The sequence below is a fragment of the Jeotgalibaca caeni genome (assembly GCF_028863945.1).
Taxonomy (GTDB): Bacteria; Bacillota; Bacilli; order Lactobacillales; family Aerococcaceae; genus Jeotgalibaca; species Jeotgalibaca caeni.
The window spans coordinates 13,821-36,300 of sequence record NZ_JARBEA010000009.1; the positions used below are offsets into that span (position 1 = coordinate 13,821).

Below are 22,480 nucleotides of genomic sequence, written 5' to 3' on the forward strand. Positions count from 1 at the left end.
TCGTGTTAAATGCTATTTGAATAATTTGGAGACCTCTTCTGCAGGCATGGAAGGAACGCGTCTAATTTCTAGCTCGACACCTTTGTCCCGCAGACTTTCGAAAGCTGCAACATCGGTCTCGTCAACCGCTACGGAAGTGGCCACTTGTCTTTTACCTTCAGACATGTGCATATTTCCGATGTTGACTTTCTTAATAGGTACACCTCCTTCTACTAAAGTTAAAACGTCAGCAGGAGATTCACAAATAATGAAAATCTTCTGACGGTCGGCTGCTTTGTGAATAATCTCAATCGTCTTCTCTAGCGTGAAGTAGCGTGTGGCAACGCCGTTTGGTGCGGCCATGTCCATCAGGCTTTGTCGCATTTTGTTTCCTGCAACTTCATCGTTAGCCACTAAAATCAAGTTGGCTCCAAGAGAAGAGTTCCACTGTGTGGCAACTTGTCCATGGATGAGACGATTGTCAATTCGAGTAAGTAAGATATTTGGCATATAAATCCTTCCTTTCTATCGGGGTTGTTTTTTAACAATTTCAGAGATTGCATAGCGAGAAACCGTCATGGTGGCACCAGACTTCACTTGAATATCGACTGTTTCTTCTCCTACTTGTTGAATCGTACCGTAGATTCCATTGCTAAAGACAACCATTTGTCCTTTTGCTAAGGACGTATGTAAATTTTCAAAGTGTGTTTTCCGCTTTTTCATTCCCTTTGCGCTGACAAAGTAATAGATGACGATGATCAAAAAGAGCATCACAAGGAGTACAATGGAAGTCGCCAGGATGATGGACCATAAACTAGTTTCCATTAAATCCCCTCCGCGTCTTCATCCAATTCGTCTGGCTCATTCGATAAATCCAATACGACGTGTTGTACGCCTTCGATTCCAACGGCAACCGAGCGCTCTGCTAAAGCCTTTACATCTGTTTCCATCAAGCGCATCATGCTTGATTCAATCAACATTGGTAAGTTTGTTCCCGTGATAACTTCGACATTTTCATAATTCACCGCTTGGGTCATCGCAGTCCGGAATGGTGTCCCACCAAGTAGATCAGTGAAAACAAGAACGCCCTCTGTTTCTGCTAAAAGTGCATCTAAAGTAAGTCGAATATTTTCTTCATAGGCTTCCAAGGAATCTCCATCTTGGAAAGCGATGACTTGAAAATGTTCTTGTGTGCCGGCAATCATGTGAAGCGCCTTGGTTAGTCCAGGCGCAAATTCCCCATGGCCGGTTATCAAACAACCGATCATTCTTATTCCTCCTTTCCTTTTTGGTACACAACCGTACCATTTAGATACGTTTCTTCAAGTTGTAGCTTCTCATCTAGAACAATAAAGTCTGCCGCATATCCATTTTTAATTTGACCACACACATCGTCAATACCGACGCTCTGCGCTGGTACCAAAGATGCCATTTTGATTGCTTCTTCTGGTGTCGCAATGCCCCATTCAACAATGTTCTGTACAGCCGTAATGAGTTCCAATACGCTTCCTGCCAGACTGCCGTTTGATTTCAGGCGAGCTGCACCATCTTTAATTAAGACTTCAAATTCACCTAAACGTGATTCACCGTCTCCAATGCCGCCACCCCGCATGCAATCCGTAACCAACATCGTCTTGTCACGTCCATGTGCATCCATTACGATACCAGCAGATACAGGATGAACATGGTGTCCGTCACAGATCAATTCAGAGAAAGCATCTTTCAAACTCATTGCTGCTCCTACTACACCTGGTTCGCGGTGATGCAATCCGCGCATACCGTTAAAGGTATGTACGAAAATGTTCGCGCCATGTTCAACCGCTGCTTTACACTCTTCATAGGTTGCTTCCGTATGGGCAATCGCTGTGTGGATGTTTTCTTTCGTCGCATATTCAATAAATTCTAAGGAGCCTTCTCGCTCTGGCGCAATTGCAATTTTCTTGACGGTTCCTTTTGCAAGCTCTTGCCATTTTGCCAATTTCTCAATCGAAGGGTCGCCCATATATTTTGGATTTTGCGCTCCTTTGTAAACTTCACTGAAAAACGGACCTTCAAGGAAGATCCCTTGAATTTTCGCACCCTTTACCTGATCAGCGTTCTCCCCAATTAGGGCACAAACTGCATCTAATTCTTCAGTTGAAGCAGTAAGCGTCGTGGGCAGGAAGGAAGTTACTCCTGTCGATAAAATTCCTTCAGCAATGACATTCAATGCTTGCACATCGTTGTCCATCACATCGTAGCCCTTGAATCCATGGATATGGGTATCGACTAAACCGGGAGCAATCTGTTTGCTAGAATAATCGAGAATGTCTCCATCCGTTGGCTTCTCCGTAGTGAAGGCGCCAAAAATGCCTTCTGAAATAGTGAGGTAGCCGGGACCGACTGTGCCTTCCGGTAAGTAAAAAACATCTGCATATACGTATTGTTTCATTTCATTCACTTCTTTTCTTCTAGATTACTTCTATAAGTTGTCGTGGATAATTACACCTTTTACCACACGATTCACTGTTCCCGTTGGACTTGGGGTATCTGGTTTATTTTCTACTTTCAGTGCAGTCAGCAACGATACAACTTGCCCAAACATGGTGTACGGCAAGGCTAGGTAGCCATCCGGAACCGTTTGATATGCTTGGCTGAAGGTAAAGCTTTCTCCCTCGTAATTGGTTTCTTGTTCTACTGAAATGCTGCATACCGTATTGGCAATTTGATCGCCTGCCAGTTCTTTCACCATATCAATGTCATATTGGCGTGTGTAACGGTCGTTGGAGACGAACAAGAAAGCAAGAGAACGTTCATCGATAAAGGATTTTGGACCGTGACGGAACCCAAGTGAACTGTCGAAGGCTGTCGCTATCTTCCCAGCAGTTAGTTCCAAGATTTTTAATTGTACTTCACGGGCAATTCCAGCAAGTGGACCAGATCCTAAGTAAATCACTCGGTTGAAATCACGATCTACAATGGTTTGGACTTCCGCTTCTCTTCCAAGCACGTCTTGTCCCATTTCGATGATTTGATTCACATAAGCAGCCTTTTCTTCCATCGCCGCTTCATCAAAGACCAACAACGCTGTCAACGTCATACAAGTAAAGCTTCCTGTCATCGCAAAACCTTGGTCATTCGAGCGTTCCGGCATCATGAGAAGCAAGTTGTCTTCATCGCCTGCTGCCTTTTGCGCTAGTTTTCCTTCTGGTGCACACGTGATCGTGATTTGATAAAAATCATTCGTCAGTTGCTTTCCAAGTTGAACGCTGGCAACACTCTCTGGGCTATTTCCACTGCGGGCAAACGATACTAAGATTGTAGGAATGTCTTTTTTGAAGTAGCTCTTTGGATTTGAAACAATATTTGTCGTTGGTACAGTTTGGAAATCAAAGGCCGATTCATCGCCCACTTCTTTCAAATATGGCAACACGGTATCTCCTACATAAGCAGAACTTCCTGCCCCCGTAAAAATAACGCGCAAACGATTGTGTTTGTCTTTGAGTCTTTTTAGAAACTGTTGGATCCGATCCGATTCTGTTTGATAATAGTCAAATGCTTCTTGCCATAATTCTGGCTGCTGCTTGATTTCACGGACGGTAATTTCTGCTCCCAACTGATTCAATTCTTCCTTTGAAGCTTGAAACATGGATAAATTCCCCCTTTTATTTGTTGAAATGTCTCATTTTGTATACAAACTGGTCTCCACGAGCAACGCTGATGGTATATTCAATTACTTTATTATCTTGGTTATAAGTCGTTCGGAAGATCCGCAAACATGCAGATCCCGACGGCACACTCAAACGCTTGGCTTCTTTCTCTTGGACAACCGAAGCGAAAAATTCCTCATCGGCATATTTAATCTCTTGTTGATAGAGATTGAACACCTCGTAGAGCGCGATGTTTTCTAATTGATCGATTGTCAAAGCAGGAATCAGGTTTGCAGGAATAAAGGTTGTCTCATACATCATTTTCATGCCATCCGCAGAACGCAGGCGTTTCAATTTATAAACTTCTTCACCGGCAGGAACGCCTAAGTTTTCTGCAATATAGGGAATCGCTTGTACCACCTCCAAGGAAAGAATGTCGGTTTGCGGTTTTTTCCCCAGTTGCTTCATTTGTTCCGTAAAGCTGTAGTACTCGGATAAATTCTTCATCTCTTTCCATAAGCCTGAAACAAACGTCCCTTTGCCATGCCGCTTATAAATGAAGCCCATTTCTTCCAACTCATCGAGCGCAGCTCGAACAGTGGTACGGCTGACATCAAACTTTTCGCATATCTCCCGTTCCGAGAGCATCTTCTCATCTACTGATAACGAAGTCTTAATATAATCCATTAGTACGGTTATTAATTGGTTATATAAAGGAACGGAACTATTTTTCTTTAACAACCTCCCCACCTCTTCCTATCGTCCGACTGTGCTGGTCATAACTTGTCATTACCAGTTCATATTCATCATAATGGTTTCGCTTTCAGTTGTCAATAGGATTGATTATCACAACATATTGTCTAGGATGCTTTTTCCACTTTCATTGCGCCGAAACCTGATATCAATGACTCTTCTTAGAAAACGAATTGAAAAAATATTGTTGGTTGGTTTTTTCTATGCTACCTTTCACCATCAAAAAAAGACAATGCCTTTACCAGTTTCGGTAAAAACATTGCCTGCTTTTCTTATAAAATCGTATCGCCTTCGCCGTACGCACTTCTGCCTGCTTCGATAATGGCTTGGTTGGAAGAGTCTCCGTTATAGATCGAGTTCTTCACGAGCACATAGTCACATTTCCGAATGGCTGTAATATCGCGTCCACCTGCGTAAGAAATAGAAGATTGTAAATCTTGTTGCATTTCTAGCAAAGTATCTGCTAATTTACCACGGTATGGAGTCAGGATTTTCTTCCCTTCCACATTTTTACGCTCGCCTTTTTGGTATTCAGACGCGCTGCCGAAGTATTCTTTATATTTTTGTCCATTGATTTCTTTGATTTGGCCTGGAGATTCTTCATGCCCTGCAAACAAGGAACCGATCATCACCATCGTTGCGCCGAAGCGAATTGATTTTGCGATGTCTCCGTTTGTACGCACGCCGCCGTCTGCAATCATCGGCTTACGAGCTGCTTTCGAGCACCAGCTTACTGCTGCTAACTGCCAGCCACCTGTTCCAAAACCAGTTTTGATTTTAGTCGTACATACTTTACCTGGTCCGATTCCAACTTTCGTAGCATCAGCTCCAGCATTTTCCAATTCACGTACCCCTTCCGGTGTGCCGACATTACCGGCGATTAGGAAAGTAGAAGGCATAACCTTTTTCACGTGTTGGATCATTTTAATTACTTGGTCCGAATGGCCGTGTGCAACGTCGATGGTCGTGTACTCTGGAATCGCATTTTGATCTACTAATTCTTGTACAAAGTCAAACTCTGCTGCTTTGATTCCAAGGCTAATAGAAGCAAACAAACCTTTTTCCTGCATTCTTTTGATAAAAGGCAAACGAGCCGCTTCATCAAAGCGATGCATAATATAGAAGTAACCTTCAGCTGCCAGCTTCTCTGCTAGCTCCTCATCAAGAATCGTCTGCATGTTCGCTGGAACAACAGGCATCTTAAAGGTGCGTCCACCAAATTCCACAGAGGTGTCGCATTCTGAACGGCTTTGCACGATACTCTTGTTTGGTATCAGCTGTACGTCTTCGTAATCGAATATTTTCATTTTTGATAATCCCTTTCTGTTAGTGCACCATTTTGGCTTTACACAGATGTCAGAACACGAACATTAGAAGGTGTTTCGCCTCCGAACGTCCTGCCCTCGTAGTACTTTACACTATCTCGTCTTGTTTGTCAAAAATCAGTTCATTCTTTACACAGCGAACGTAAGTTCTTATAATGAAGGCAAAGGGGGTGGCATAGGTGTACCGAAAAGGTGACGATGTTTATTACACACCTGATGAATTGGGTTACCAAGATAGAGGAATGGTGAAATGGCAAGGGTTTATTTTATCAGATCACAACGAATTGATGGAGGAATATGCGACAGAAAACCGCTATGTCCCGCCCAAGCCGTACCAATCTTTGGAGAAACGAGCAGAACTAGTAGCGGGTGCCTTTACTACGAAGCGGAAAGTAGCTATTCAACTGGATTACATCGAGAATGGTTCCTACTCAAAGGAACAACAAGGAAGCGTGCGACACGTGGAGGGAGGCAGAATCTGGTTTGAAACAGCGGATGGCATGCGTCTCATCGACATGGAACAAATCCGTCATGTTTCTTTTTTAGATTCAACAAAATGGTATTTCTCAGACGATTAGTTAAATTTTACTAATTATTTTACTTTTCTTTTACTTTCTTGTTGAGATTTTCTATTTGTGCGCTTACAATAGAGAAAAATAGACAGAGTAAGGAGCAACTTTTATGAACCCATTTGAAATGTTATCACCCGCTTTCCAAGAAACTTTTGGTACTTCCCCGACTCACGCGTTTTTCTCTCCAGGCCGCATCAATCTAATCGGTGAGCACACCGACTATAACGGCGGTCATGTTTTCCCTGCTACCATCACATTAGGTACGTATGCGGTAGTCGCTGCTAATCATACACAGACTGTTCGTTTATACTCCAATAACTTCCCTGAGATTGGCGTGTTGACTTTCGACCTAGAAGACTTAGAATTTCGCAAGGCCGATTCATGGGCGAACTATGTGAAAGGCATGGTGAAATACTTGAAGGAATCCGGTCACACGATTACTGAAGGATTGGATATCTTAATTGAAGGAAACATTCCGAACGCTTCTGGTCTATCCTCTTCCGCTTCCCTTGAACTATTGGCAGGGGTTATTTTCGAAAAGATGGCTCACCTTACAGTGGCACGCTTAGATTTGGTAAAACTTGGAAAACGCGTAGAAAATGAATTCTTCGGTTTGAATTCAGGCATTATGGATCAATTTGCGGTAGGCATGGGTGAGAAAGGTTTTGCTCTTTTACTGGATACGAACACATTGGAGTATGAAAAAGTTCCGGTTGCACTGGGCGAGAACGTTATTGTCATCATGAATACGAAGAAACGCCGTGAGCTCGTTGACTCTAAATACAACGAACGTTTGAGCGAATGCCAAGAAGCCTTAGCACTTTTGCAAACGAAAGCAAATATCCAAAGCTTAGGTGACTTGAGTACGACTGCCTTCGAATCAATCAAAGATGTTTTGCCAAACGAAACACTGGTGAAGCGTGCGCGTCATGCCGTAACAGAAAATGAACGGACTTTAGTGGCAGCTGAGAAGTTAAAGACTGGCGATTTGGCGAGCTTTGGCCAATTAATGAATCAATCCCATATTTCTTTACGAGACGATTATGAAGTAAGCGGAATGGAACTGGATGCTTTAGTGGAAGCTGCTTGGCAGCAAGACGGCGTTTTGGGTGCGCGTATGACAGGTGCTGGTTTTGGCGGCTGTGCAATTGCAATCGTGGAAAAAGAAAAAACAGAACAGTTTATTCGTGAAGTAGGCGCAGCATATGAAGCTGCCGTTGGTTATCCAGGTGAATTTTATGTCGCAGAAATCGGGGATGGTGCAACAGAACTATGAACGTAACCATTGATCAAGCAATTGTTGATATAATCGAATATGGCGTGGAGAAAACATATATTCATCCACTTGACCGAATTCTAAAACAGAATCAGTTGTTGGCTCTGTTGCAAAAAGATTCTCTGGTAGATGACATATCTCCCAGCTCTCCTCTGCCGGAAGCAAAAGACTTGCTCCCTATTTTTGTGGAGCACGGACGGAGCAGCGGATTGATTGATGATAGCCCTACAGAGCAAATGATTTTTACCGCTCAAGTCATGGCGTTTCTAACACCTGATCCTTCTGCTTTGAATGATCATTTTTGGAAGAAATATCAAGAAACCCCTGCTGTTGCGACCGATTATTTTTATCAACTCAGCATGGATAATGACTATATCCAAACGGAGGCCATTGCAAAAAATATTCAATTCCACTACGACTCCGATTATGGCGACTTAGAACTTACCATCAATCTTTCTAAGCCGGAAAAAGATCCTAAGGCCATTGCGGCAGCGAGAACAGTTGTTACTGCTCACTATCCGAAGTGTCAGTTATGTGTAGAAAATGAAGGCTACAAAGGAAACTTACAGCATCCAGCACGGGCGAATCACCGTATCGTGCGCTTCCCATTGAATGAAGAAATTTGGGGATTGCAATATTCTCCTTATGCCTATTATACAGAGCACTGCATTTTCTTGGCGGAGGAGCATCGCCCGATGAAGATTGGCGAGCACACGTTCCGTAATTTATTGGCGATTGTCGGTCAATTCCCACATTACTTTGCCGGTTCGAATGCTGACTTGCCGATTGTTGGCGGCTCGATTTTGTCTCATGACCACTATCAAGGTGGCCGGTATACTTTCGCCATGGAGAAGGCTCCGTTAATCAGCACGTTCAAAGTGGCTGGTTTCCCAGATATCACAGGCGGAATGGTGAAATGGCCGTTATCGGTTATTCGTTTAGAAGGTTCAAATCCAGAGACATTAGTAGAAGCATCCACTCACATTTTAGAAAAGTGGCGTGCTTACTCGGATGAGACGGTTGGGATTCATGCCTTTACCAATGACACTCCGCACAACACGATTACGCCGATTGCTCGACGTAACGGTGAACAGTATGTGATGGACTTGGTGCTGCGTAACAACCGCACTACCGAAACGTACCCAGACGGCTTGTTCCATCCACATCCGGATGTACAGCACATCAAGAAGGAAAACATTGGCCTGATTGAAGTCATGGGGCTGGCTATTTTGCCGCCTCGCTTGAAAGAAGAACTTGCTGACGTAGCCGATTATTTATTAGGCGAAACACAGTCAATCAACCCGATTCATCTTGATTGGGCAGATTCCATTCCTGTAGCGGAACATGCTACACGAGAAGAGGTTGAGCAGGCAGTCGAACAAGCTGTTGGAGCCGTATTCCAGCGAGTACTAGAAGATGCCGGTGTATTCAAGCTCGATGAAACCGGACTTGCAGCATTCGAACGATTTATCAAAAATCTATAAAATAATCCCCCCAGTTGATACATAAAATTCCTTTATGTATTAACTGAGGGGATTTTATTTATTCACTTGATATATAACTTTCCTTTATGTATCAACTCGAGAGATTATAATGACTCATTTGATATATAAATCTACTTTTTCGTAGATTCGCGTTCCATATAGAGCGTAGAGAGCGATACTTTCTTGGCGATGGCTCGTTTCGTTTCGATTCGGTCGAGCAGCACATCTACTCCAGTTGCACCTAATGCCTCTGTATCCACTTTGATAGTAGAAAGAGCTGGATATACATAGCGCGCGACATTGCTATCATTGAAACCAATCATGCTCACTCGATCGGGAATGGCGATTTGCGCATCTTGCAGTTCTCGCATCGCACCAATGGCAATGGAATCATTCGCAGCAAAAAAGATGGTCGGCAAATCATCTTGATGGTCAGCGATGGCTTGCTTCATCAATGCTTGACCTGATTCGGTTGAAAAACTGCCGGAGTAAAAGTAGCTTTCTTGATACAGCTTGAGCCGTTTTAAGTTTTGACGGAACAATTCTTCTCTTGGATCCTTGATTTCATAGGCTTTGTCTTGCGTATATTCTTTCCCGCCCAAGAAGCCAATTCGTTGGTGACCTGCAGCAATCATCTGGTCGACGATGGTCTGGACCGCGTATTCGAAGTCAATCACTACGCAATCTTCCCCGAAACTCATTTGATCAGAGTCGATGAAACAAAGAGGCTTCTGATAGGTCTTCAGCTTCTGTACTTGCTTGGTACTAAATTTCCCGATTGCGCAAATCCCTTCAATATCTTCTGCGACTTCTTCCGGCACCTCTTGGAACAGATTAACAATTTCCAAGTTTTTTTCCGCAGCACGGTTTTCTACTGACAGACGAACCGATTGATAGTACAAATCGTCTAGTTCTTCTTCTCGGCTGTACCACTGAATTACTAAAATTTTCCGCTTCGGTGTTTTCTTTTTCATTTTCTTATACTGCATCTCTTCAGCAATTTCCCATATTTTCTTCCGCGTCTCTTCTCCAACTGATAACGTTTCGTCATCATTCAATACCCGCGATACGGTAGCCGTGGAAACCTTCGCTCGATCTGCAATGTCCTTCAACGTAGCCATCGCTTACCTCCTTTTAGTAAAATTAACTAATTTTTACTAAGTATACCTTCTTTGGATAAAAAAATAAAGAGACGGGAGTTTTTGTGAACTCCTGCCTCTTCAAATCCTTACTTCTTCCGTGCGCCTTTATTTTTTTGGTCACGGGTACGTGCTTTCTTTTTGATTTTCTTTACCGGTGCTGCCTCCGTGCGTTCTTTCTTAGGAGGAGCTTTTTTGACTTCTGGCTTCACTGTTTTCACTGGTTTTATTGGTTTCTCACTCATGTTATCCGGAATCTCACTTACTAAATCACCACTATAGAGGTACCACCGCTGAAACTCATCGGAACGGGGAACCATTTTGCGGATTTCACGAATTCCACGTTCGGTTACAAGAGAAACTACGCGGCCTTCTTTCCCCATTCGTCCGGTACGGCCAGAACGGTGCAAGTAAACTTCCCGAGTCAATGGCAAGTCGTAGTTGATAACATAAGGCAAGTCTTCAATATCAATCCCACGAGCAGAAACATCCGTCGTAAGCAAGAAGACGGCTTCCCCGTTACGGAAACTTTCCAGTGCATGCTTGCGCTGGCTTGGACCGTAATCGCTGTGCAGCATCCGTACCGGAACTCCCTCGTATGTCATTTTTTCTGCCAGATAATCGAGTTCTTGAACAGAATTAACAAAAACCAGTGCTTGCATCCCTTTGATATTGCCCAAACGGCGCAATGATTCAGCGCGGCGTCTGTTTTCCACTTCCAGATACCCATGAACGGTCTGGTCACGGATGCCATCTTCGCTCGCTGCATCGAAAACAACAGGGTCTACATTGAACCACCGATCAATCTGAGATAGTGTTTCACTATTCGTTGCGGAAAAGAACGTCATTTGGCATTGTCCAGGCATTTTCTTCACTAACATGCGTAAGTTCGGCAAGTGTTCGTCCTTCAACAAATAATCTGCCTCATCCAAGACAACCGTCTTTAACTGATGCAGTTTTAATTTTCGTTGTTCTGCCAATTCGAGCAGTCGCCCGGGTGTCCCAACTACCACTTCTGGCTTTTCTTTCAGCTTTTCAACTTGGCGCTTGGTGTTCGCGCCGCCGATAATGGTTTGGACTTTTAAGTCTTTCAGGCCACCCCATTCTTCTACCACTCTGCCGACTTGAACGCCGAGTTCTTGGGAAGGGGTCAAAATGACCAGCTGCAATTCTCCATTCGGCTGTGTTTTTTGTAATAACGGCAATGCATATGCCAGTGTCTTACCGGTTCCAGTTGGCGAAAGGCCAATCACGTCTTTTCCTTCCATTAACGGTTCAAATACGCGCTCTTGGATCGGTGTCGGCAGTTGGAACCTTAACCCTTTCCAATAACGCTGGAAGTTTGGGTTCATTTTTTCAATCATCATTTCGTAAGCCACTCCTTTATTCGTTCGAGTCGGCATCAAAAAAGATGCCTGCCTCTTTTCTTAATTTCTCTAACCATTGGTGCACAGTGTGGCTTTGTTCTTTCCATTCTTCGTACTCTTTTGTTTCAGTTGGCTCGGACAAAACGCGGGCAAATGCGTTTACTTCATCTAACATAAAGTGTTCGCTGACCGGTAAGGCTCGCTCGCTCTTTTCTCCCGTTCGTCCGTCATGCACTTCAACCTTCGTTGTGTTGCTGACACCGTCCAGCAGCAAAGTGAACTGTCCACTATGGATTTCGGATTTCGACAGCAAGTTTGAAATTTTGGATACGTGCAGAATCACATCAAACGTTGAATAGCGAAGAACAACCGTACCTGCCCCATCAACGCCGGTCGCGACAGGTTTATAGAAGTATTGCCCCGATTCCGGCTCCCCGAACCAGCCTAGTGCTGCATAAAGGGAATAAACGCCTAGATCCATAAGAGCCCCACCTGAAAAATGAGGAGAGAAAATATTTGGTTCCTCTCCTTGCAGTACGGCGTCGTAACGGGAAGAGTATTTACCAAACTGCAAAATTGCTCCATCAATCATTGGTAGCTGTTGAATTTCTGCTTGCACCTTCTTGAAGTTGGGGTCATGAAGATGGCGTGCTGCCTCAAATAGGAACAACCCTTTTTCCTCCGCCAGCAGGAACGCTGCTTCCCATTCTTTTGTATTCGAAAAGGCCGGCTTTTCCACAATCACGTGTTTGCCATGATTCAGAGCTTCCATCGTCTGTTCAAAGTGAAGACTGTTTGGGGAAGCGATGTAGACTACTTCAATTTCAGGAGTCATCAACATATCTTCCAGTTGGTCATAAAACAAGTCAGCCCCATATGGTTGGCCAAATTGTTCCGCTTGTGAATACGTACGACTATAAATGGCCTTTACTTGGAACTTATTGGATAACACAAGTGCTTTGGCAAATTCATGAGCAATGCTGCTCGTTCCGATCATCCCTACAGTAAACATGTTGATTCCTCCGCTTCTTCTTTCCGTTGTCTCCTCTATTCTACTACAGTTTCGCGCGCAAAGAAATGAGGCGGAGTTCGAACTCTCGCCTCGCTTCTGGTATGATCTATCTTCTTGAGCCGTGGCGTTTATTTTTGTTCGTATCAGAAGAACGCTTCGCCGCTAGCTTCTGGCCCATGTTGTTTATGGTGTCCATATCTTCGTCGCTTAATTCAAAATCAAAAATTTCTAGATTTTCTTTCATCCGCTCGTCATGGCTTGTTTTGGGAATCGGTACGACTTCACGATCGATGCACCATTTCAAGGCTATTTGAGCAGGTGTTTTGTCATACTTATTCCCAATTGTCATTAACTTCTTATCTTTATGGACCTTCCCAGCACCTAACGGACTGTATGCCATGATAACCATATTCTTACTGCTGCAAAATTCATCTAAATCTGCATTCATATTGCCGGGACTGACAGGGATTTGGTTAACGGCTGGACGAATCCGCCCTTCTTTTAATAGCTCATTCAATTCACCGCGGTTAAAGTTTGAAACACCGATGCTGCGCACACGGCCCGATTCCTTCAGTTCTTCCAGAGCACGCCAGGTATCCACATTCTTTCCTTCTGCTTCGTGCGGCCAATGGATTAAGTACAAGTCCATATAGTCGAGACCCAGCCGAGCTTCGCTACGTTGAAAGGCATCCATGGTCTGTTCGTATCCCATTTCATCCTTCCATGCTTTTGAAACGACAAAGATGTCTTCACGAGAAATACCGGCATTGATAGCCTTCTGAATCCCGCGCCCAACCCCTTCTTCGTTCCTGTACCAGCTAGCTGTATCAATCAGGCGGAATCCACGCATGATCGCCTTGAAGACCAGCTCTTCTGCTTCTTCATTCTTAATTCCGGAGGTTCCATAACCAATGACGGGAATTGTATATCCATCATTCAGCGGCAAACGATCTAATGAGCTTTTCACCATTTCTAAAACACCCCTTTTGCTATTTCCTTCATTCTACCTGTTTTAAGCATGGCTGACAAAGGAAGTGGTTGCGTTTCCACGTTTCTTATTCCGCGCTAGAATGGTGCAAGGTCACAAGGACGAGTTCTGGACGGTTGTTGATGCGGAATGGGAATTGGGAAGGCCCCAAACCTCTGCTGATCACCAATTTTTTAGAATGGTCATTTCGATAAGCAAAGACCCCGCTCGTATGAGCTGGCATTCTTCCTTGCCCCGGCGCAAACAACCCACCGATTCCTGGAATTCGAATTTGACCACCATGCGCATGTCCAGAAAAGGTAACATCCGGCGCAATCGTTGGATCTGTATGGAATTTTTCAAAGTCTTCTGGATGATGGGCCAGCAACAAACGGGTTTGCCCAGCCCAGTCAGGACGCAATGCGATATTCCGCAGTGGTTGTCTCGTTTGTGATTTCATTAACCGGCCCGCTTCCGCTAATCCCATTACAACCAGCGCCTTTCTCCCAGGCAGTAATAGGGAGTACGCGTCGTTTTCCAAAAAGGTAATGCCAGAACGGCGATAAAGAGCCACCAAGTCACTCTTGTTTGGCGAATTGATGTCATGATTGCCATTCACCGCATAGGTCGGCGCAATATGCCGTAATTTACTTAAAAAGGAAACCGACTCTTCTAGATGAAAGGCATTCCCTGCATCCACTTGGTCCCCTGTCAGAAAAACAAGGTCTGGTGCCGCTTCTTTTACAGCTTTTACTAATTGATCTAGGTTAATTTTTGTATTCGGCATATGCAAGTCAGAAAGGTGTGCAATCTTCAACCCATCATTTTCCCTTGCTAAGTTCGGCACTACCAAGTCGTATTCTGTTTCTTGAATCCAAGTATTTTGTAAATACAGGTAGGTAGCTACCCCTCCGGCCGCTGCTACAGTTTTCATTACTTTATCCGTTACACTCACTTGTCCATCACTCCTACGTTTGCTTCTCACTTTGTCTTAGGTTTATTTTACGGCTTCTTGCTAAAATTCGCCAACTTTTCCCGTGGGTTTCTCTTCTTTCGTATGTTATACTTTTTATATCCATAAATTTATTTTAACATTACAATACTCAATGAAAGGAGTTCATCTATGGAAATATTTCTAGATAAAGTAAAAGAGGTCCTTCAAGCTACGCTTCCCATTACCTTGCTTGTGGTGATTCTCCATTTTACCATTGCACCCTTACCAGGTGTCGAGTTTCCACGTTTCTTATTCGGAGCTTTTCTTATCATTTTAGGCCTTTCGATTTTCCTGTTTGGTGTGGACATTGGGATTACACCGATTGGGAACTATCTGGGGAAAGAGATCGCTCGAAGCAACAGTCTTCGATTCGTGCTGGTCATGGGATTGATGCTCGGTTTTTTCATCTCCATTGCCGAACCTGACCTTATTATCTTAGCTAACCAAGTTAGCGAAGTAACGGAAGGTGCGATTCCTAGTAGTTTGATGCTCGTCGTCGTTTCAGTCGGAATTGCCTTCATGATGACAGCTGGACTATTTCGGGTTGTTTATCGTTATCCGCTCAAGAAACTATTTACCGTTGTTTATGCTCTCATCTTCTTGATTGCTATATTCAGCTCAAATGATTTGTTTGCCATCGCCTTCGATGCATCTGGTTCAACGACCGGTGCACTGACCGTTCCATTCATGCTCGCTCTCGCAATGGGGGTCGCTTCCTTGAACCATGATTCCAAATCCGCTGAAATCGACAGCTTCGGTTTAGTGGGAATTGCTTCAAGTGGGGCTATTTTGGGGGTTTTGATTCTCGGTTTGTTTACGGGAAACAGTGACATTTCGGGGACATTAACGGTTGATGCGAACAATTATACGAGTTGGGTTACTCCATTCGTCGAGACTCTGCCCCACCTAGCTTGGGAAACCATCATCTCCATTGCACCGATTCTTTCTATTTTTGTTGTTTATCATCTCTTCTTTGCAAAGGTGAAAATGCACGCTCGAGAAATGAAACGAATCTTTCTTGGAACCATTTACTTGTATGTTGGGCTTGTGTTATTCTTAACCGGTGTAAACGCAGGATTCTTGAATGTCGGACGACAAATCGGCATGCTGGTCGGCGGTATGGAAAATAAAATACCGGTTCTCTTTATTGGATTGTTACTCGGTCTCGTAGTGATTCTTGCAGAGCCGGCGGTTTACGTGCTCACCCATCAGATTGAAGCTGTGACAAACGGCTCCGTAAAACGTGGCGTTGTCCTCACTTTCCTCTCGGTTGGGGTAGGTTTGGCTGTTTTCCTTTCCGTTGTACGCGTACTCGTACCCGCTATCGAATTATGGCACTATCTTGTTCCCGGCTATATTATTGCCCTCGCACTCGCATTTCGGGTTCCGAACTTATTCGTTGGGATGGCTTTTGATGCAGGGGGCGTTGCCTCTGGTCCGATGACCGCTACGTTCATTCTTGCCTTTATTCAAGGGGTTGCAGAAATTACCCCTCATGCAAATGTTTTATTGGAAGGTTTTGGAATGATTGCGATGGTCGCAATGATGCCTATTCTTTCTTTACAAATTTTGGGTGGCATTTATCAACGCAGAGCGAAAAAGGAGGATCTCTAATTTGAGTGAGCAACCAATTAACAAACGCTATTTTGACTTAATCGTCACAATCGTAAATATTGGCAAAGCCAGTCGCGTTTTGGAAGAAGCAAAGAAACAGGGAGTTACAGGAGGCACCATCACCCTTGCACACGGTACGGTAAGTAGTGGGTTATTGCGAAAACTTGGTTTAATGGAAGTCCGAAAAGAAGTTTTGTTCATGGTCAGTGATCGGATGTTTACGAATGATGCGATTGATCACTTAAATGAAACATTCAAGTTGAATGAACCGAATAAAGGAATTATCTTCTCCGTCCCTCTTTCTAATATTTTAGGAACACAGGGGCAACGCTTCGACTTGCATGAGACGGATCCAATTGAAGATGCAACCCATGAACTGTTCTTCTCGATTGTTCCGAACGGTGTGGGCGATGATGTTGTCGATGCAGTTCGCTCCATTGGGGCATCTGGCGGGACCATTCTTCATGGTCTAGGCGCCTTCGCTGAAACGGTGACAAAAGTATTCGGAATTGAAATTAATTCTGAAAGAGATATCGTATTAAACTTAGTCGACAAAGCGATTGCTGACCAAGTTGAGGAAACATTAACCACTAATATTAATTATCAAGACCGTGATTCCGGCATTCTATTCAGTATGGATGCTCATCATGTTCGCGGAATTTATCAAAAGAAAAAATAAGGTTTAGGAAGAGGCTGGGATTTCCCAGCTTCTTTTTTTACTTTAGAGATACAGTTTATTTTAACTGTACTCATTCAGAATTGCTTTCCTACTTTTGAAATGATATAGTGGAAAAGGAAAGAAAACGCTTATGCATGTTTGTTAAAGGGGAGGGTCCGTTTGATTGAATTAAAGCAAGTTTCCAAACAATATACCGGACAAAACGGCATTTTTAACGCAGTACATCAAGTTGATTTGACGATTCAGCAAAATGAAATTTTTGGAGTCATTGGTGAAAGTGGTGCGGGAAAATCGACCTTGCTTCGATTTATCAATGCCCTGGAAACGCCGGATGTGGGTCATGTAATCGTGAATGGAATGAACATTCATGAAATGAGTAAACAGCAATTAAGACTGTACCAAAAAAATATTGGAATGATTTTCCAACAATTTAACTTGCTAAGCAACAAAACAGTGGAAGAAAATATTCGTTTGCCGCTTGAACTTCACGCTTATCCAGAAAGTATCCCAATGGATCAAATTCTGGCATTTGTTGGTTTAACCGATAAGCGGAATCATTACCCTGCCCAACTGTCTGGCGGGCAGCAACAACGTGTTGGAATCGCTCGCGCTTTAATCACTCGCCCTTCCATCTTGTTGTGTGATGAACCAACTTCAGCGCTCGACCATCGGACCACGCAGGATATTGTGAAACTACTGAAACAAGCCCATGAAAAATTCGAGATGACCGTTGTCATTGTTACGCATGAATTAGAAGTCATTAAAGCGTTATGTGAACGGGCAGCCATTTTAGAAAATGGTACATTGCTAGATACGATTGCGGTCAAACAAACGAAAAGAAACGAAGATCCAATCAAATCGTATCACCAACAAGCGCTGGAGGTATTGACTTATGAGTAATACACTTACGCTCTATCTCGAACGGGTGGTTGAGTATTTGCCGCGTTTATTAGAAAGCTTGCAGGAAACAGGAATCATGATGCTTTTCGCTACGGTTGCTGCCATTTTGATTGGACTGCCATTGGGTACTATCATCTTCTTAACCAGTCCCGGCAAGCCGTTGGAGCACCGCTTCTGGAATCGGTTGGTGAATGTTTTCGTAAATATTATTCGTTCCTTCCCCTTCCTCTTATTAGTGATTGCCTTGCAGCCAGCCATTCGAGCCGTTTATGGACGAGCCACTGGAGATCCGATTGCGGCGTCATTTCCGGTAATGGTCATCGCCATTGCTTTATATGCTCGCTTTGTGGAACAGTCTTTACTGGATATCTCAAGAGGTGTTTTGGAAACTGCGCAGTCGATGGGCGCGACCGTTCCGCAATTAGTATGGAAGTTTTTGTATGTAGAGGCACGCAGTTCATTAATCATTGGCTTCACGACTGCGTTTGTAAGTTTTATTTCTTACTCGACCATGATGGGAGTCGTTGGTGGTGGTGGAATCGGGGACTTCGCTATCCGTTACGGCTACCAACGTTATGAAACAGATATTATGTACACCGCAATTGTGGTAATTATTTTATTCGTGGAACTGGCTCAGTGGCTAGGGCTACGAATCGCAAGACGCTTTGACAAACGATCATAATTAAAGGAGAGATTTATCCATGTGGAAAAAAGGTTTGGTTTTTAGTGGATTGGCATTGTTATTGGCAGGTTGTGCATCAGAAAATCCAGGTTCTTCTGATGCTTCAACAGATGAAGTGGTAGAACAAGAAGAAATCGTCATTAAAGTTGCTTCCCATTTGCCGCCAATGACTGATATTGTCGAACTAGCAGGCGATGTCATTGCAGAACCTTATACGATTGAACTGGTAGAAGTTTCTGATAATATTCAATACAATGAAGCCTTGTTAAACGAGGAAGTTGATGCCAACTTTGCGCAGCACGAACCCTTCATGGAGCAGTTCAATGAAGAGCGTGATGGCAATCTTGTTGCACTTCAAACCATCTATAACCCAATCGTCGGGTTCTACTCTCCTGTCTACGATTCAATTGAAGATATTGAAGACGGAGCAGAAGTTGCCATCCCAAGTGACGGTACCAATGAAGCTCGTGCGTTACTAGTGCTTGACTCCCATGGGGTGTTGACGGTGGATCCAGAAGTTAGCGCGTTTGCAGTAACAGTGGATGATATTATCGATAACCCACACAACCTTACCTTTACACACATCGACTTGTTGAACTTAACCAGTGCCTATGAAGACGGTGTTCCTTTGGTATTCAACTACCCAACCTATATCGACAAAATCGGTTTGAAAACAGAAGATGCTTTGCTGTTAGAAAATGACGACAGCTATACATTTGCCCTACAAGTTATTGCACGAGAAGACAATCAAGATTCTCCTGAAATCAAGGCTCTGCTTGAAGCATTCACTTCCAAAGAAGTGCATGATTATCTAGATGAATTATCGGAGATTGGACATCTAGAACCTGCCTTTGAAGTGAGCGAGTAAAATCAGCAGTAGTTATTTGCTTCCATCTCTGCTATAATCGAATGCGGTACAAATGAATACTTGTTATTCTTGTTCCTTCACACTAGAAGCGGCTCAGGGAATCCTGGGCCGCTTCTTTTGTCTATTTAAAAAGTAATCGCATGTGCCTCTAGGTTCAACAAATATTCTTTCACTGCCAGTCCGCCGCCATACCCCACCAAGGCACCATTACTGCCGATTACCCGGTGGCATGGGGTTACAACGGAAATCGGATTGCGGTTATTGGCCATACCGACTGCTCGAACGGCTTTCGGATTACCGATAGCGATTGCTAACTGTTTATAAGAACGTACCTCTCCATAAGGAATTTCTCGCAATGCCTGCCAGACAATTTCCTGAAAGGGGGTTCCTTTCGTCGAAAGTGGCAAGTCAAATTCAGTACGTTGACCTTGGAAATATTCGAGCAATTGTTTTTTTGCTGTTTTTAGTAACGGTGTTTCGATTTCCTTCATTTGAGTCAATTCGGCTTTTCGAACAGAGTCTACTTCGGACTTCAGATGTTCGACAACGGATATCCCTGCTCCATTTTCCACAATTACATATGGGCCAATCGGTGTGTCTACTACTTGGTAGTACATCTCGTCGCCTCCTTTTGCTTCATCTTAATTCTTTGCCGGGCATGCGTCAAGGGAAGATGGGATCGACAAATCTTATTTTATATAGTAAACTATATAAAGTTTAGCAACGAAAGAAGGATTTCTTGTGAAAAATATCTTTTACGTTACAGTTGGTTTCTTGTCCTTCGGCATTGGTTCTATCGGGGTTTTACTTCCCGTACTACCAACTACCCCTTTCCTATTGCTCAGTGCTGTCTGTTTTGCTCAAGGGTCTGAAAAGTTTGAGGTATGGTTGAGAGATACAAAAATTTATCAAGCATACGTAGCCGACTATTTGGAAACAAAGACCATCGCCAAAAATCGTAAATGGAAAATCTGGCTAAACATTCTAGTGCTCATGAGCATTTCCATTTATTTTGCTCCTCTGCTGCCTGTCAAAGTTTTCCTCAGTTTGTTGACGGTTGGCATTACGCTCTATTTATTTTTCGTTATTCCGAGTTCTACCAAATAGATATTTATGAGGCAATCACCTTCTCCGTTTCAGGAAAGGTGGTTGCTTTTTAAATTCATTAAGAGATAATTCACTATTTTTTCACACTTTTGTTCTATACTGACTAATAGAGTGTCAAATGACAAAGGAGCGATCGAATGAGTGAAAATGATCAAAAGAATAAACGAAATCTAAATTTCAATAATAGTCCGCAGAACCGAAAACCTGCATTGTTCTATTTTTTCATCATTTTTATATTGGTGGTGTTGGGAAATACGTTGTTAGTCCCTTCGATTGAAAAGCGCAGCGTAATTGAAGTACCGTACAGTGAGTTTCTCACCGAAGTAGAAGGCGGCGACGTCAGTGAGGTTGTGATGGAGCAAAATGAAATCACCTTCGTGGCATCCGATGAAGATGGAAATCGCCAGATTTATAATACCGGTGTGGTGGATGATCCTGATTTGGTGAACCGCTTGACGGAGGCGGATGTCGTTTTTGCAAAGGAAATCCCTACCGAAGCCTCCCCTATCCTTTACTTCTTGATGTCATGGATTTTCCCATTGCTTATTTTCTGGGCATTGGGCAGCTTCTTGGCACGCCGGATGTCGAAACGAATGGGTGGCGGCAACAGCCCTCTTTCCTTTGGTGATTCCAAAGCGAAAGTATACGCAAAAACAGGCGACTCCAAAACGTTCGCTCAAGTAGCAGGACAAGACGAAGCGAAAGAAGCATTGAGCGAAGTAGTCGATTACCTGCACGATCCAAGTAAATATCAAGCGATCGGAGCCAAGAATCCAAAAGGGGTCTTGTTGGTGGGACCTCCTGGAACAGGGAAAACCTTATTGGCACAGGCCGTTGCCGGGGAAGCGGATGTTCCGTTCTTCAGCATTTCAGGTTCAGAATTTGTCGAGATGTTTGTCGGACGCGGTGCTGCGAAAGTACGCGACTTGTTCAAGCAAGCAAATGAAAAAGCTCCTTGTATTGTTTTTATCGATGAGATTGATACCATCGGGAAAAAGCGAGATGGCGCTGGATTCAGTGGTAACGATGAACGCGAGCAAACTTTGAATCAATTATTGGCAGAGATGGATGGATTCGAAAGCAATAAAGGGGTTGTCATTTTGGCAGCTACCAACCGTCCGGAATCATTGGACGCCGCACTCTTACGCCCTGGTCGTTTTGACCGCCGTGTGCCGGTTGAATTGCCGGACTTACGTGGACGCGAAGACATTTTACGTGTACATGCGAAAAATTATATCATGGCAAACGATATCGACTACAATACAATCGCCCGCGCAACGAGCGGTGCTTCTGGAGCTGAGTTAGCGAATATTGTAAACGAAGGAGCCTTGCGCGCTGTTCGTGAAGGCCGCCAGCAAGTTTCCCAAACTGATTTAGAAGAATCTGTGGAAACGGTCATTGCCGGTTACCAAAGAAAGAGCGCAGTCATTTCTCCGAAAGAGAAAGAAATTGTTGCCTACCATGAAATTGGGCACGCATTAGTAGCAGCGAAGCAGCTGGATTCCGCTCCGGTACACAAGATCACCATTGTACCGCGGACATCTGGAGCGCTTGGATATACGATGCAAATTGAGGAAGGCGAAAAATTCCTTATCAGCAAAACGGAACTTTATAACAAGTTGGTAACATTAGCGGGTGGACGTGTAGCTGAGGAAATCATCTATGGCAGTAAATCTACTGGTGCCTCCAATGATATTGAGCAGATGACGAAAATTGCTCGCGCCATGATTACACGTTACGGGATGAGTGACACATTCGGGATGATGCAGATTGAAACGCAGACCAATCAATACTTAGGCGGTGACACTTCCTTGAATGTAGCACCAGGCACTGCAGAACGCGTCGATCAAGAAGTGATGGAATTGATTCAATCCGCTCACCAAAAAGCAGGCGAAATCATCAGCGATAACCTCAATAAATTGCACGAACTTGCGCATTATCTCCTCGTCGAAGAAACCATTACTGGCGAAGAGTTTATGAAGATTCTAGAAGATTAAGATTGAAAAGTGCTCTCACTCTCCTGATTGATTAGGAGAGTGAGAGTATTTTTTTGTCCTCTGTGATTATCGTTGCGATAGGATTCAGTTTGCGTTTTCTATCACAACGATAAAAGGGTTACCGCAGCGATAGGGT

23 protein-coding genes are annotated in these 22,480 nt (G+C 43.8%); 10 read left to right on the plus strand and 13 right to left on the minus strand.

What is annotated here, in order from left to right; genetic code table 11:
* Positions 1–12: 12 nt before the first annotated feature.
* The 7 genes from agaV to PVE40_RS03215 all read right to left on the minus strand — a co-directional run bounded on the left by agaV (position 13) and on the right by PVE40_RS03215 (position 5,668).
* Positions 13–489 (minus strand): PTS N-acetylgalactosamine transporter subunit IIB, encoded by a 477-nt coding sequence (gene agaV, locus PVE40_RS03185; protein ID WP_274730428.1) that lies wholly within the window; start codon positions 487–489, stop codon positions 13–15.
* 15 nt (positions 490–504) lie between these two features.
* Positions 505–804 carry a preprotein translocase subunit YajC gene (gene yajC, locus PVE40_RS03190; RefSeq protein WP_274730429.1) on the minus strand — a complete coding sequence of 100 codons (300 nt, stop codon included), beginning with the start codon at positions 802–804 and terminating at the stop codon, positions 505–507.
* Positions 804–1,247: a PTS sugar transporter subunit IIA gene (locus tag PVE40_RS03195; protein ID WP_274730430.1), complete on the minus strand. Its 444-nt coding sequence runs from the start codon at positions 1,245–1,247 to the stop codon at positions 804–806. The genes yajC and PVE40_RS03195 overlap by 1 nt, the downstream gene beginning before the upstream one ends.
* 2 nt (positions 1,248–1,249) lie before the next feature.
* Entirely contained in the window at positions 1,250–2,410 is a 1,161-nt protein-coding gene (gene nagA / locus PVE40_RS03200) for an N-acetylglucosamine-6-phosphate deacetylase (RefSeq protein ID WP_274730431.1), read from the minus strand.
* Positions 2,411–2,440: 30 nt separating this feature from the next.
* Entirely contained in the window at positions 2,441–3,607 is a 1,167-nt protein-coding gene (locus PVE40_RS03205) for an SIS domain-containing protein (RefSeq protein ID WP_274730432.1), read from the minus strand.
* Between the two features lie 16 nt (positions 3,608–3,623).
* On the minus strand, positions 3,624–4,349 hold the full coding sequence (locus PVE40_RS03210; protein WP_274730433.1) for a GntR family transcriptional regulator: 726 nt from the start codon (positions 4,347–4,349) through the stop codon (positions 3,624–3,626).
* 284 nt (positions 4,350–4,633) lie between these two features.
* Entirely contained in the window at positions 4,634–5,668 is a 1,035-nt protein-coding gene (locus PVE40_RS03215; RefSeq protein WP_274730434.1) for a GMP reductase, read from the minus strand.
* 197 nt (positions 5,669–5,865) lie between these two features.
* Between PVE40_RS03215 and PVE40_RS03220 the strand changes: the two genes are divergently transcribed.
* The 3 genes from PVE40_RS03220 (at position 5,866) to galT (ending at position 9,018) form a co-directional block, all read left to right on the plus strand.
* Entirely contained in the window at positions 5,866–6,264 is a 399-nt protein-coding gene (locus tag PVE40_RS03220; RefSeq protein ID WP_274730435.1) for a hypothetical protein, read from the plus strand.
* A 103-nt stretch (positions 6,265–6,367) separates the two neighbouring features.
* A complete protein-coding gene (locus tag PVE40_RS03225) occupies positions 6,368–7,534 on the plus strand; it encodes a galactokinase (protein WP_274730436.1) in 1,167 nt (388 codons plus the stop codon).
* Entirely contained in the window at positions 7,531–9,018 is a 1,488-nt protein-coding gene (gene galT / locus PVE40_RS03230) for a UDP-glucose--hexose-1-phosphate uridylyltransferase (protein WP_274730437.1), read from the plus strand. The genes PVE40_RS03225 and galT overlap by 4 nt, the downstream gene beginning before the upstream one ends.
* A 131-nt stretch (positions 9,019–9,149) precedes the next feature.
* On the opposite strand, the gene PVE40_RS03235 is transcribed toward galT, so the two are convergent.
* The 5 genes from PVE40_RS03235 to PVE40_RS03255 form a co-directional block, all read right to left on the minus strand.
* Complete coding sequence (locus PVE40_RS03235) at positions 9,150–10,139, minus strand: LacI family DNA-binding transcriptional regulator (protein ID WP_274730438.1); 990 nt, start codon at positions 10,137–10,139, stop codon at positions 9,150–9,152.
* 107 nt (positions 10,140–10,246) lie between these two features.
* Positions 10,247–11,524 carry a DEAD/DEAH box helicase gene (locus tag PVE40_RS03240; protein WP_274730439.1) on the minus strand — a complete coding sequence of 426 codons (1,278 nt, stop codon included), beginning with the start codon at positions 11,522–11,524 and terminating at the stop codon, positions 10,247–10,249.
* A gap of 16 nt (positions 11,525–11,540) precedes the next feature.
* Positions 11,541–12,536 (minus strand): Gfo/Idh/MocA family protein, encoded by a 996-nt coding sequence (locus tag PVE40_RS03245; protein WP_274730440.1) that lies wholly within the window; start codon positions 12,534–12,536, stop codon positions 11,541–11,543.
* A 106-nt stretch (positions 12,537–12,642) separates the two neighbouring features.
* Complete coding sequence (locus PVE40_RS03250; RefSeq protein WP_274730441.1) at positions 12,643–13,506, minus strand: aldo/keto reductase; 864 nt, start codon at positions 13,504–13,506, stop codon at positions 12,643–12,645.
* Positions 13,507–13,591: 85 nt separating this feature from the next.
* Positions 13,592–14,458 (minus strand): metallophosphoesterase, encoded by an 867-nt coding sequence (locus PVE40_RS03255; RefSeq protein ID WP_274730442.1) that lies wholly within the window; start codon positions 14,456–14,458, stop codon positions 13,592–13,594.
* Between the two features lie 168 nt (positions 14,459–14,626).
* Between PVE40_RS03255 and PVE40_RS03260 the strand changes: the two genes are divergently transcribed.
* The 5 genes from PVE40_RS03260 (at position 14,627) to PVE40_RS03280 (ending at position 19,240) form a co-directional block, all read left to right on the plus strand.
* Positions 14,627–16,111, plus strand: coding sequence for a DUF1538 domain-containing protein (locus PVE40_RS03260; RefSeq protein ID WP_274730443.1), 1,485 nt, complete (start codon positions 14,627–14,629; stop codon positions 16,109–16,111).
* Between the two features lies 1 nt (position 16,112).
* Positions 16,113–16,790, plus strand: a complete 678-nt coding sequence (locus PVE40_RS03265; protein WP_274730444.1) for a hypothetical protein — start codon at positions 16,113–16,115, stop codon at positions 16,788–16,790.
* Positions 16,791–16,949: 159 nt separating this feature from the next.
* Positions 16,950–17,690, plus strand: a complete 741-nt coding sequence (locus PVE40_RS03270) for a methionine ABC transporter ATP-binding protein (RefSeq protein WP_274730445.1) — start codon at positions 16,950–16,952, stop codon at positions 17,688–17,690.
* A complete protein-coding gene (locus PVE40_RS03275) occupies positions 17,683–18,372 on the plus strand; it encodes a methionine ABC transporter permease (protein ID WP_274730446.1) in 690 nt (229 codons plus the stop codon). Before PVE40_RS03270 ends, PVE40_RS03275 begins: the two co-directional genes overlap by 8 nt.
* A 19-nt stretch (positions 18,373–18,391) precedes the next feature.
* Positions 18,392–19,240, plus strand: coding sequence for a MetQ/NlpA family ABC transporter substrate-binding protein (locus PVE40_RS03280; RefSeq protein WP_274730447.1), 849 nt, complete (start codon positions 18,392–18,394; stop codon positions 19,238–19,240).
* Between the two features lie 125 nt (positions 19,241–19,365).
* Here PVE40_RS03280 and PVE40_RS03285 read toward each other — a convergent pair whose 3' ends face one another.
* Positions 19,366–19,857 (minus strand): methylated-DNA--[protein]-cysteine S-methyltransferase, encoded by a 492-nt coding sequence (locus PVE40_RS03285; protein ID WP_274730448.1) that lies wholly within the window; start codon positions 19,855–19,857, stop codon positions 19,366–19,368.
* 124 nt (positions 19,858–19,981) lie between these two features.
* Between PVE40_RS03285 and PVE40_RS03290 the strand changes: the two genes are divergently transcribed.
* Both PVE40_RS03290 and ftsH read left to right on the plus strand, forming a co-directional pair.
* Positions 19,982–20,347, plus strand: coding sequence for a YbaN family protein (locus tag PVE40_RS03290; protein ID WP_274730449.1), 366 nt, complete (start codon positions 19,982–19,984; stop codon positions 20,345–20,347).
* A 137-nt stretch (positions 20,348–20,484) separates the two neighbouring features.
* Complete coding sequence (gene ftsH, locus PVE40_RS03295) at positions 20,485–22,344, plus strand: ATP-dependent zinc metalloprotease FtsH (RefSeq protein ID WP_274730450.1); 1,860 nt, start codon at positions 20,485–20,487, stop codon at positions 22,342–22,344.
* Positions 22,345–22,480 lie beyond the last annotated feature (136 nt).